At 64.2% G+C, this 11,676-nt stretch carries 12 protein-coding genes; 7 read left to right on the forward strand and 5 right to left on the reverse strand.

The window, feature by feature from the left end; all coding sequences use genetic code 11:
* Positions 1-34 precede the first annotated feature (34 nt).
* Positions 35-1,027, reverse strand: a complete 993-nt coding sequence (glpX, locus tag ACZ1JX_RS15515) for a class II fructose-bisphosphatase (protein WP_465124410.1) — start codon at positions 1,025-1,027, stop codon at positions 35-37.
* Between the two features lie 305 nt (positions 1,028-1,332).
* On the opposite strand from glpX, the gene ACZ1JX_RS15520 reads away from it, so the two are divergent.
* A complete protein-coding gene (locus ACZ1JX_RS15520; protein WP_465124412.1) occupies positions 1,333-1,704 on the forward strand; it encodes a hypothetical protein in 372 nt (123 codons plus the stop codon).
* Between the two features lie 13 nt (positions 1,705-1,717).
* Here the strand turns inward: ACZ1JX_RS15520 and ACZ1JX_RS15525 are convergent, their stop codons facing one another.
* Both ACZ1JX_RS15525 and ACZ1JX_RS15530 read right to left on the reverse strand, forming a co-directional pair.
* Entirely contained in the window at positions 1,718-3,025 is a 1,308-nt protein-coding gene (locus tag ACZ1JX_RS15525) for a homoserine dehydrogenase (RefSeq protein WP_465124413.1), read from the reverse strand.
* A gap of 85 nt (positions 3,026-3,110) precedes the next feature.
* A complete protein-coding gene (locus tag ACZ1JX_RS15530) occupies positions 3,111-4,004 on the reverse strand; it encodes a hypothetical protein (protein WP_465124414.1) in 894 nt (297 codons plus the stop codon).
* 346 nt (positions 4,005-4,350) lie between these two features.
* Here ACZ1JX_RS15530 and ACZ1JX_RS15535 point away from each other — a divergent pair, with 346 nt between their 5' ends.
* The 4 genes from ACZ1JX_RS15535 (at position 4,351) to ACZ1JX_RS15550 (ending at position 6,982) form a co-directional block, all read left to right on the forward strand.
* Positions 4,351-5,013: an energy transducer TonB gene (locus ACZ1JX_RS15535; protein WP_144904723.1), complete on the forward strand. Its 663-nt coding sequence runs from the start codon at positions 4,351-4,353 to the stop codon at positions 5,011-5,013.
* Positions 5,014-5,095: 82 nt separating this feature from the next.
* Positions 5,096-5,851, forward strand: coding sequence for a MotA/TolQ/ExbB proton channel family protein (locus ACZ1JX_RS15540; RefSeq protein ID WP_465124415.1), 756 nt, complete (start codon positions 5,096-5,098; stop codon positions 5,849-5,851).
* 117 nt (positions 5,852-5,968) lie between these two features.
* The gene (locus ACZ1JX_RS15545; protein WP_465124416.1) at positions 5,969-6,499 is read left to right on the forward strand and encodes an ExbD/TolR family protein; all 531 of its coding nucleotides are present in this window, start codon (positions 5,969-5,971) and stop codon (positions 6,497-6,499) included.
* A 42-nt stretch (positions 6,500-6,541) separates the two neighbouring features.
* A complete protein-coding gene (locus ACZ1JX_RS15550) occupies positions 6,542-6,982 on the forward strand; it encodes an ExbD/TolR family protein (RefSeq protein WP_465124417.1) in 441 nt (146 codons plus the stop codon).
* A gap of 1,498 nt (positions 6,983-8,480) precedes the next feature.
* Here ACZ1JX_RS15550 and ACZ1JX_RS15555 read toward each other — a convergent pair.
* Positions 8,481-8,828 carry an arsenate reductase gene (locus ACZ1JX_RS15555; RefSeq protein ID WP_465124418.1) on the reverse strand — a complete coding sequence of 116 codons (348 nt, stop codon included), beginning with the start codon at positions 8,826-8,828 and terminating at the stop codon, positions 8,481-8,483.
* Complete coding sequence (locus ACZ1JX_RS15560; protein WP_465124419.1) at positions 8,825-9,136, reverse strand: antibiotic biosynthesis monooxygenase family protein; 312 nt, start codon at positions 9,134-9,136, stop codon at positions 8,825-8,827. Before ACZ1JX_RS15560 ends, ACZ1JX_RS15555 begins: the two co-directional genes overlap by 4 nt.
* 75 nt (positions 9,137-9,211) lie before the next feature.
* On the opposite strand from ACZ1JX_RS15560, the gene aroC reads away from it, so the two are divergent.
* A complete protein-coding gene (gene aroC, locus ACZ1JX_RS15565) occupies positions 9,212-10,279 on the forward strand; it encodes a chorismate synthase (protein ID WP_465124420.1) in 1,068 nt (355 codons plus the stop codon).
* A gap of 76 nt (positions 10,280-10,355) precedes the next feature.
* Complete coding sequence (locus ACZ1JX_RS15570) at positions 10,356-11,675, forward strand: dicarboxylate/amino acid:cation symporter (RefSeq protein WP_465124421.1); 1,320 nt, start codon at positions 10,356-10,358, stop codon at positions 11,673-11,675.
* The last annotated feature ends 1 nt before the right edge of the window (position 11,676 follow it).

Genomic DNA, 11,676 nt, shown 5'->3' on the forward strand with positions numbered 1-11,676 from the left:
AGCACCCGGCCTTCCATGTGTCTGATGCCGACGATCAGCGGCCCTTGCGGTGCTCGCCCTTGACCCAGCGGACGGTGCCCGAAGAGGCGCGCATCACGACGCTTTCGGTGGTCATCGTGCCGTTCTTGTGGACCTTGACGCCGGCCAGCAGTGAGCCGTCGGTCACGCCGGTGGCGGCGAAGATGCAATCGCCCTTGGCCAGTTCGATCAGGTCGTACTGCTTGTTGAGGTCCTCGATGCCCCACTTGCGGGCGCGGGACTTCTCGTCCTCGTTGCGGAACAGCAGGCGGCCCTTGAACTGCCCGCCGACGCAGCGCAGCGCGGCGGCTGCCAGCACGCCTTCGGGAGCGCCGCCAGTGCCCATGTACATGTCGACGCCGGTGTCCTCGTTGGTCACCGCGATCACGCCGGCCACGTCGCCGTCCGGGATCAGCTTGATGCCGCAGCCCAGCGCGCGCAGCTCATCGATAAGGGCCGAGTGGCGCGGACGGTCGAGCACGCAGACGTTGATGTCGCCCGGAGCCACGCCCTTGACGGCGGCGACAGCCTTGACGTTTTCGCTTGGCGACTTGTCGAGATCGATGATGCCTTCGGGATAGCCGGGGCCGACCGCGAGCTTGTCCATGTAGACGTCAGGCGCGTTGAGCAGGCCACCTTCTTCGGCAACGGCCAGCACCGCCAGCGCGTTGGGGCCGTCTTTCGCGGTGATCGTCGTGCCTTCGAGCGGATCGAGCGCGATGTCGATCTTGGGGCCCTTGCCGGGCGCCGCGCCGACCTTTTCGCCGATGTAGAGCATCGGGGCCTCGTCGCGCTCACCTTCGCCGATGACCACGGTGCCGTCCATATACAGTTCGTTGAAAGCAGCACGCATGGCTTCGACGGCGGCGGCATCGGCGGCCTTCTCGTCGCCACGGCCGATCAGGCGCGACGCACCGATTGCGGCGGCCTCGGTCACTCGGACCATCTCAAGCACGAGTACGCGGTCGAGGACCTGGGACGGGGCGGGGTTCTTGGTCTTTTCGGTCACGATGGCTCCAGCTCAGACGGGTGGTAACTGTAGTGCTCTACTACCAGATCGGTTCAGCCAGTGTGCATGATCTCACCGGCAAGACCGGCTCGACGCAGCCCCCAAGCTGTGCAAACGTATGCGCAAACATCACTGTGTCGCGCAAAGAGCTTTGCATGGCACAGGTGACGCGGGTGTGACCTGGCACTAGACGCGAGGGAAGGGTTTTGTCGAGACGCAGAGTAGCAGTTCTGGCAGGCATTGCGCTTCTTTTTGGCGCCGCGCCGCTTGCTGCGCAAGATTCAGCCGGTGCGCCTTCCGCCCCGGTGCAGGGACCCACGGTCACCGGCGTTGCGCAGAGCGATGCCGATGTCGCCCGCAATCTCCTGACCAACTCCCAGACGCAGCGGTGCAGGCCGATGCAGCGTTCGGACGGCACGATCGTCGTCTGCGGCGGCAAGGAAGCAAGCGAGCGCGAGCGCATCCCCCTGCGGGATGAGACGGATGGTGCGAAGTCGACCAACGACGGATTGCCGCGCGCGCCGAACGTCTCGGGCCTGCGCGATTGCAGCCGCGGCTGCATCGGCCTGGGCGGCAAACCGAACGAGATCTACCTCTTCGACATCAAGGCGCTGCCCCCGCCCCCGCCGGGTTCAGATGCGGACCGTATCGCCAAGGGCGAGATTCCTGCGCCCTGAGGCGCAAGCCATCTCACTCTCCGAGGATGTGCATGACCAGCGGCGGTTCGGCGAGAACCGGTGAGCCTTCGAGCAGCCGCAGCGCCTCGGTGATCGCGCTTTCCGGGCCTTCGTGCGTGACCATCGATACCATCACCGGCGCGGCATCGGCGCCGCCCTTCTGGATCAGGCTCTCGATAGAGACACCAGCGTCGCGCATGGCGGCGGTGATTTCGGCCAGCACGCCCGGGCGGTCGGCCACGGTGAAGCGGATATAGGCCTTGCCGGTGCGGTGGCCGACTTCGGCAGGGGCCGCACGGTCAAGCTCTGCCACGGGGATCGAGAACGGTGCGCCGATGTCGCCACGGGCGATATCGATGAGGTCGGCAACGACCGCGCTGGCGGTCGGGCCATCGCCCGCGCCTGCACCCTGGAACAGGAGGCGACCGACGAAGTTGCCCTCGGCAACCACTGCATTGGTCGCGCCATCGACGTGCGCCAGCGGATGATCGCGATGGACCAGATGCGGGTGGACGCGCTGGAACAGGCGGCGGTTGCCCTCGGCGTCGATCTCGGTATCGGCCATGCCGATCAGGCGGATGTAGTAGCCCAGCGCATCGGCCTGCGCGATATCGGCGGCAAGCACGCGGCGGATGCCGGTTGCGATGACCGGCTTGAAGTCCACCGCGGTCCCGAACGCGATCGAGGACAGGATCGAGAGCTTGTGCGCCGCGTCGATCCCGTCGATGTCAAAGGTTGGGTCGCTCTCGGCATAGCCCTTGGCCTGTGCTTCGGCGAGCACGTCGGCGAAGTCCCGGCCGGTGTCTTCCATGGTCGAGAGGATGTAGTTGCAGGTGCCGTTGAGGATGCCATAGACCCGCGCGATCTCGTTCGCGGCGACGCCCTCTTTCAGGCCCTTGATCACCGGAATCCCGCCCGCGACCGCCGCTTCGAACTTGAGCGCGACCTTGGCCGCTTCGGCCTTGGTGGCAAGTTCGACGCCGTGATGGGCGATCATCGCCTTGTTGGCGGTGACCAGCGCCTTTCCGGCCTCGAACGTGGTGCGGGCAAGCGCCAGCGCCGGGCCATCGGCCCCGCCGACCAGCTCGACCACGACATCCACATCCGGCCGCTCGCCAAGGATGACCATGTCGTCTTCCCAGGCGTAGCGCGAGACGTCGAACCCGCGATCCTTGTGGCGATTGCGCGCGCTGACCGTGGTGATCACGATGGGACGGCCGGCGCGCCTCGTGATCAGGTCTGCGTTGGCCTCCATCAGCCGGATCACCCCGCCGCCAACCGTGCCAAGCCCGGCCAGTGCGATGCGCAATGGTTCGCTCATGTCATTCCCGTCCGCTGGAATCTGCTATCTGTGCGCGGCGGGCCTTAGGGGACAAGGGGCACGCGGGCAACAGCCGGTTTGGCGCTCAGCGCTCCACGGCCGGACGGCTGCGCGTGCACTCGCCAAGCTCGGCCACGACAAAGGCGTAGTCCTCTGCCGCAGCGCGCACCTGGGATGCACTGCCCGACAGACTCGCGCCCGGCGGCATCGAGCTGGGCAGGCTGCAGGCGAGGCGATACCAGGTCAACGTATCTCGCGCGGGCGGGCGGGCCGCCTGATCGACGATCTCGGACAGGCTCACGCCCCAGGTGCGGTTCATGCCAGGCCGGCGGATGACCGAGACCGAGACCGGCGCATTGTTCTCGGTCTGGAGGAAGACCTGCGTTTCGCCTTCGCCGACAAGGTTGCCGGGAACGTAAAGCACTTCACGCACTCCGCTGACACGCGGAGGGGCTTCGGGCGAGAGCATCTCGGTGAGGATTGCACGGGTGCGCATCTCCGTTTCTCCGGACCAGGCGATCTGTGCGCCGCCGTCGACGAGACGCAATTCGCCTGGCCGGCCAGCGACCGTGCGGGCGAAGATCAGGACAACCGCCTTCGACAGCTTGGGCACCTTGCCCTTTGCATCAAGGGGGATGTCGGCGAGATAGCGCACGGTTTCGCCCATTGCCGGGCCGGTCAGCACCGTTTGCGTCCTCGCTTCGACCAGAAGGCGCGCCATGCCCGGGGCAAGGCCGGGCGCCTGTTCGGGCTTCAGCCGCGAGACTTTCCTGACCTGTGCACGCAGGACGACCTCTGCCGCGTCAGCCATCGAGGCAATATCGGCGTAAGTGAGCGCCCCGGCCGCAGAGGTGGTGACACCGTTGGCAGAGCCCCGAATCGGGGCTTCCTGCGCGATCGCGGTGCTGGCAGCGAATCCGGTGGCCAAGGTCAAGGCGGCGGCCGTCATGAGGGCGAACTTGAACGGGAATGCAGGCATTACGGTATCTCCGGCACCACGCAGGCTAGCATGGGCCCTTCGTTTCTGGCTGATTTCAGGCAGTGCAACCCTGAATCACCAGTTAACGGATAAAGCATTTGCGCGCCTTTGGCTTCGCCGTTAAAGATGCGCCCGTTCGGGCAATCCAAAAACAAGCAGCCCGACGCTTGCCGCCGCCAAACCCCCTGGTTTGATGTCGGCGGACCGGGTTGCCGGCAGGGTGGATTGAAATTTGCTGGATTGGCCTTCGGGCAGGACGGTGATCCTGCGCGCGGGCTCCACCTTGGTCAGGGCCGTATTGCGCGTGCTCCGGGCTCAGGTGGGCGATCAGGAGTATTGGAGCTGAATGGCATACGCTGACCAACAGATGAGCGGTAACAAGATCACCGCGCTCATCGTCGTTGCGATTCTTCATGTCGCCGTTGGCTACGCGCTCGTTACGGGCCTGGCTCAAGAGGCGTTCAAGAAGGTCAAAGAGGTGACCTCGGCGGTCAACATCGAGGAAGAGAAGCCGCCGGAGGAACCGCCGCCGCCGCCTCCTCCGAAGGAGAACACGCCGCCGCCGCCGATCGTCGCGCCTCCGCCGCCGATCAGTTTCAACGCGCCTGCTCCGCAGGTGCAGACGGTCAACGAAGCTCCCCCGATGCCTGCTCCGCCGGCACCGGTTGCGCTTCCTGCGCCGCCTGCAGCTCCGCCCCCGCCCCGGTTTACGCCGAAGGCAGCTGTCCCCAAGGGTCAGCCGGGCAACTGGGCAACGTCGAACGACTACCCATCGCGTGCGCTTCGCGAAGAGCGTGAAGGCACCACGGGTTTCCGTGTCACCATCGGCACCGATGGCAAGGTCACGGACTGCCAGATCACCAGGTCTTCAGGCAGCCCCGATCTTGACGAGGCCACGTGCTCCAACGTCCGTCGCCGCGCGCGCTTCCAGCCCGCGACCGATGGCGAAGGGCAGCCGACGACCGGATCGTACTCGAACTCGATCCGCTGGGTTATCCCGAAGGATTGATTCGGCTCACGGATTTGACACGGAAGTCCGGCACCTGACGGCTTTCACGCACTTTGATTTGAATTGAAGAGGAAGACTCGCAATGTCCATCTACGCACTTGCTGCCGCCGCCGCTGGCGCAGCGCCGCAGAAGTCCTTCGGCATCAAGGAAGCGCTGTTTCCCAACGGCCAGCCCAACTGGATCGGTATCGCCACCCTCGTGATCCTCGCGATCATGTCGTTCGGCTCGTTCTACATCCTGTTCACCAAGCTCATGGAGCAGAACAAGATCATGGGCCAGTACAAGAACATCGGCACCTTCTGGCGCGCCGGTTCGCTGCGTGAAGGCGCTGCCAAGCTCGAGAAGAACTCGGCATGGCGCCAGATCGTCGACGACGGCCTCGCTGCTGAAGACCAGCACTCGAAGATGACCGACTCGCTCGAAGCCCATGACTGGCTGCACGGTTCGCTCGCCCGCTCGGAAGCGTTCATCAACGCTCGCCTCGCTGGCGGTCTGCCGTTCCTCGCAACCGTGGGCGCTACCGCACCGTTCATTGGTCTGTTCGGTACCGTGGTCGGCATCTACAACGCGCTGATCAACATCGGCCTCGCCGGTTCGGCCTCGATCGACAAGGTCGCAGGTCCGGTCGGTGAAGCTCTGATCATGACCGCGCTGGGTCTGCTCGTCGCTGTTCCGGCCGTGCTTGCCTACAACTGGCTGCAGGCTCGCAACAAGAAGATCGCCGAACTGCTCTCGGGCTTCTCGACCGATCTGCTGGCGAACATCAACTCGAAGGGCGCTGTGAAGCCGGCCGTTCCGGCTGCTCCGGCTACCCCGGCAGCACCCGTCAAGAAGTAATCAGGATTGGGCCGGATCAACGTCCGGCCCCTTTCCGGAAACGCGAGTCTCGGGCCGGAGCCGATCTCCGGATATCTCCGGCCTCCCTCGCGGCTCAGAACGGATAGGATGTAACCCATGGCAATGTCTGTAGGCGGCGCTGGCGGAGAAGAACGCCCGATGTCGGACATCAACACCACGCCGCTCGTGGACGTGATGTTGGTGCTGCTGATCATCTTCCTCATCGCGGTGCCCGTCGCGATCCAGTCGATCGAAAAGCTCAAGGTTCCTGTTCTTGTCAGCGAGGAATCGCAGGACAAGGTCGAAAACCTGATGCTCTCGGTCGTCTCGACGGACGCTGCAGGCCGTAGCCCGAGGGAGCCCGGTTACGAGGGTTCTTCGCGCACCGGCCAGTGCCGCGTCTATTTCAACAACATCAGTCCGGTGGACAACCAGGAGCTGTACCAGCAGGCTTTCAATCGCCTCGATGCGATCGTGAAGCGTGAAGGCGGCGCCGCCAACATGGATCCGGAAAAGATCCCCGAAGTGCACATCCGCGGCGACGTGAATGTCCCCTGGAAGTGCATCGCTGGTGCGATCTATAACGTCCAGTCTGCTGGCTATCCGAAAGTCGGCTTCATCTCGACCCCGGTCGATCCGAACGGCTAACCCCGTTCCGACCGGGCCAGAGAGCGAACAGGAGTACCAACCATGGCAATGAGCGGCGGCAAGGATGATGGCTCGCCGATGATGGAAATGAACACGACGCCGTTGATCGACGTCATGCTCGTTCTCCTCATCATGTTCATCATCACCATCCCGGTGGCCACGCATGCGGTGAACATCGACCTCCCGCAGCCGACGAACATCCCCAACGACGTCAAGATCGATCCGATCAAGAACAAGCTGGTGCTGACGGCGACCAACCAGATCCTCTGGAACGGTGCAGCCATCAACGAAGGCCAACTGGTCTCGATCATCGCTTCGACGAAGGGGATTGATCCCGAGCCGGAACTGCAGTTCCAGCCCGAGGAATACGCCAGCTACGAGATCGCGAACCGGATGATGAAGATCATCACGGACGCCAAGGTCACGAAGTTTGGCTTCGTTGGAAACGAGAACTTCGCCACCTTCGAAAAGGGTCCTGCATAAGGTCCCTGCCGGAACTGGCTGAGACGAAAGGGGAGCGGGCGCGAGCCGGCTCCCTTTTTGTTTGGGTAACGCTGCGGGGTTTGGCGTGAGATGTGTCTGGCAGTGCGCCGGGGCGCCCACCCCTCTTGTTCTCGCAGAGACGCAGAGGGAGCAGAGGGCGCAGAGAAGGTTACGGGCTTCGCCCGGGGTGACTCACGCGAAGACGCAAAAAAGTTGTGCGCGTTGCAGGCCTTCAGCGTCATTCGGATGAAACGGCAGCAGACCAAGGCGGCTTTTCGTCGCACGCACGACATCTTGGCGTCTTTGCGTGAGATACTCTTTTCTTCCTCGCGCGAAACCCTCTCCTGCGCCCCCGCGAAGGCGGGGGCCTCGGGCGGTTTGCTGTGAGGGTCTGTAAGACCACCGAGGTCCCCGCCTTCGCGGGGACGCTTGAATTCTCACGCAAAGCCGCAAAGGCGCGAAGGTGTTGCGCTTTGGGGTGAGGATGCGTGTGGTTGGTAGGTGGTTGAGGAGTGGGACGCCTGCGGCGGGCGCGACGTCTTTGCGTCTTTGCGTCTTTGCGTGCGATTACTCTGTTGCGCTGGGGTGCCCACCCCGCTGCGACTAACCTAGCCTTTGCGGGTGAGCGCAGGATGCTTGTTTCTCGCAGAGACGCAGAGGGAGCAGAGGACGCAGAGAAGAAAGACGGCTGAAGGTGGCTGCGCCGCAGGCTTCCTCCCTTTCACTCTGCGATCTCTGCTTCCTCTGCGTCTCTGCGAGAAACCCTTTTCTGCTGGTGCGGAGGATCATCCGCTGGCGAGTGCGGACGGTAACGCCGGTGGGAAAGCACAGATCGCGCGACCGGTGCGGTGCCGTTGTGGCACGCGCGGGAAGGGCGCGGGACCGGTTGCGAGTGGCCGGGGGGCGGTTCCGGACCCCTTGTCGGCTCAGCCTGTGGGCGGACATAAGCGAAAGGACGAAGCTTTGGCAGCGGCTCGCGGGCTGCCTTGGCTTCTGGCAAGCGGCTGCGTGAAAAGAACCTGTCGTTTGCGCAGACTTCGTCACGCAAGTCATGGCGGGTTCCGCATCCGCAGCGTCGCTCAGGGTTCGGCGCCGTGCTATCAGCCCTGAGTTGTCCTGTCTGTCCTTGGGTAACGACAGGGTTTGCCCGGTGGGTCTTGGGCTTAACGCCCCGCATTGAACCCGCACGCACCTGCCGCACCGATCGCGCCGGAAGCTTCGGCCACAACCTCGGCTTCCGAAGGGAGAGGAGCGGGTTGGCCTTTTGCCCTCTCCTGACCTGTGGCGGGGCGTATAACCTATATGGTTCTTTTTGTCAAGATGGGTTGCGATCGCAGGCGTTTGGAACGCGCCGTCTTACTTGTCGTCGTTCCGGACTTGATCCGGGACCCCGCTCTTTTCGCAGGGGTGGCGCTGAATAAAAGCGGGGCCCCGGGTCAAGCCCGGGGCGACGGTGGGGTAGCAGAGGGTGCGATGGGGTCGCGTCAACGGATGGCGTTCAGCCTAATGCCGCTGCCCATTCCGCTTCCTTGAAGCCGACGAGCAAGCCACCGGGGTGTTCTACAATCGGCCGCTTGATGACCGAGGTATTCTCGGACAGCACGGCGGGAGCGCCTTCGCCAGCGAGCGCAGACTTCTGTGCGTCGTCAAGCTTGCGGTAGGTCGTCCCGGTCTTGTTGACGACCTTGTCCAGCCCGGCGGCGTCGATCCACCGGGCGATCCTAGCCGGGTCGGCGCCCTGCTTCTTGTAGTCATGGAAGGTGTAAGCGATGCCCTTGCCGTCGAGCCAGGTGCGGGCCTTCTTGACCGTGTCGCAGTTGGGGATGCCGTAGAGGGTGATGCTCATGTGTCCTGCCTGTTGAAGCGGTGCACCCGGGTGGGCGTGCCTGCGAAAAGGGTGTAGCTCTCGTAGTATTCGGCGCGGCCCTTGCCCTGCATCTCGGCGTGATGGGCGACACGCCGCCAGGCCAGAGCGGCGGCTTCGTCTTCCCATTCCGACAGGGCGATGACTTCGCCATCCTCGGCGGTGTAGCTCTTGAAGCCGAGGTAGCCGGGTTGCTGCGCGGCGAGCAGTTCCATTGCGTGCGCATCGACCGAATAGGCGGCGGCATCGATATCGGCGCGCTTGCGGTTGCGGAATACGACGAGGAACATGGAGCTTGCGATAGCGCGGCGCGCGATGCGCCGAAAGGTGGACTTTTCCTCCCATCCCCGGCAAAGGCGTGGCCCATGAGCCTGAACAGCTTCGGTCACCTCTTCCGTTTCACCACCTGGGGCGAAAGCCACGGGCCGGCCATTGGCGCCGTGGTCGACGGCTGCCCTCCCGGTCTTGCCATCAGCGAGGCGCAGATTCAGCCGTTTCTCGACGCGCGCCGCCCCGGCCAGTCGCGCTTCACCACGCAGCGGCAGGAACCGGATCAGGTCCGCATCCTCTCGGGCGTGTTCGAAGGCAAAACCACGGGAACGCCGATCAGCCTGATGATCGAGAACGTCGACCAGCGTTCCAAGGACTATGGCGATGTCGCCAAGGCCTATCGCCCCGGTCACGCCGACTATGCCTATGACGCCAAGTACGGCTTCCGCGACTATCGCGGTGGTGGCCGCTCGTCCGCGCGCGAGACAGCCTCGCGCGTGGCGGCAGGTGCGGTTGCGCGTCTGGTCATCCCAGAAGTCTCGATCCTCGCCTGGGTGAGCGAGATCGGTGGCGACAGGATCGACATGGATCATTTCGATGCCGCCGAGATTGGTCGCAACCCGTTCTTCTGCCCGGATTCGTGGGCAGCGGCGCGGTGGGAGAAGCTGGTCGATGATGCGAGGCTGTCGGGTTCGTCGCTTGGCGCGGTGGTGGAATGCGTGGCGACCGGCGTTCCGGCGGGCTGGGGCGCGCCGCTTTATGCCAAGCTCGATGCCGAGCTGGCGCACGCCATGATGGGCATCAACGCGGTCAAGGGCGTGGAGATCGGCGACGGATTCGAAGCTGCCCGCAATACCGGTGAAGGCAATGCCGATCCGATGCGGCCCGGTGATGGGAGCCCTGAGTTTCTTGCCAACCATGCGGGCGGCATTGCGGGCGGCATTTCCACCGGTCAGCCGGTGACGGTGCGCGTGGCGTTCAAGCCGACTTCCTCGATCCTGACGCCGATGCCGACGATCACCCGTGAAGGCGAGGCCACTGAGCTGTTCACCAAGGGCCGCCACGATCCCTGCGTCGGCATTCGCGGGGTTCCGGTGGTCGAGGCGATGATGGCGCTGGTGCTGGCGGACCAGAAGCTGCTGCATCGCGGGCAAGTCGGTTAAAAGACGCGGGCGGCGGTTGAGCCGCGCCTGAAACGTCGTTAGTCTCGCCTGCAACAATATTGCGGGAGCACGTTTCTTGGCCAGGCGCCTTACCCTCTACATCGTGATCGGCATGGTGCTCGGCATCCTCGTCGGCTACCTGCTCAACACCAGCTATCCCAAGGGTGACGCGACGCTGGCGCAGATCGCCGATTATCTGAAGCTGCTGCCCGACATCTTCCTGCACCTGATCAAGATGATCATCGCGCCGCTGATCTTGGCGACGCTGGTGACCGGCATCGCCGGGATGGGCGACAGCGCGGCGCTGGGCCGCATCGGCGGGCGGGCGCTGGCGTGGTTCATCACCGCAAGCCTGATTTCCATCGGGCTCGGCCTGCTGCTGGTGAATCTGTTCAAGCCGGGCGTGGGCCTTGAGTTTACCGCTGTAGGGCCGGTCGGCGATCTGGCGACGGCGGACTTCACGCTGCGCCACTTCGTGCTTGAGATCTTCCCGACCAGCGCATTGGATGCGATGGCGAAGAACAACGTGCTGCAGATCCTCGTTTTCTCGCTGTTTGCGGGTGTGGCGCTTTCGGCCATCGGCGAGACCGGCGCGCCGATCGTGCGCGGGTGCGAAGCGCTGGCCCATCTGATGCTGCAGATCACCGACTATGTCATGCGGATCGCGCCGCTCGCGGTGTTCGGTGCGCTCGCTTCGGTGATTGCGACCAAGGGCCTTGGCATCGTCATTACCTACGGCGTGTTCGTTTCCGAGTTCTACTTCGGCCTGCTGCTGCTGTGGATCATCCTGCTGACGCTGGGCGGCATTTTCCTCAAGGGGCGGGTGATCACGCTGGCGCGCTACATCCGCGAGCCGATCCTGCTGGCGTTTTCGACCGCGAGTTCCGAATCCGCGCTGCCCAAGCTGTTCGAGCAGCTGGACCGCTTCGGCGTGCCACGCCGCATCTCGGGCTTCGTGCTGCCGCTGGGCTACAGCTTCAACCTCGATGGTTCGATGATGTACACCAGCTTTGCGACGATGTTCATCGCGCAGGCCTATGGCATCGAGTTGTCGATGGGGCAGCAGATTGCCATGCTGCTGACGCTGATGGTCACGTCGAAGGGCATTGCAGGCGTGCCGCGCGCCAGCCTTGTGGTGATCGCGGCAACGCTCACGCAGTTCGGCCTGCCGCTGGAAGGCATTGCGCTGCTGCTGGGCGTGGACACGTTCCTCGACATGGGGCGCACGGCGACCAACGTGGTGGGGAATGCAGTGGCGACTTCGGTCATCACCAAGTGGGAAGGCATGCTCCAGCCGCCGATGGACCCGGACGCCGAACCACCCCACGCGCCTGCGCACACGGCGGCCGACGGGCGGGCGGGTCTGAACCTCGATCCTGTCAATTACGAGAAGTAGG

Source organism: Novosphingobium sp. BL-A-41-Hi4A-0G, assembly GCF_055521735.1.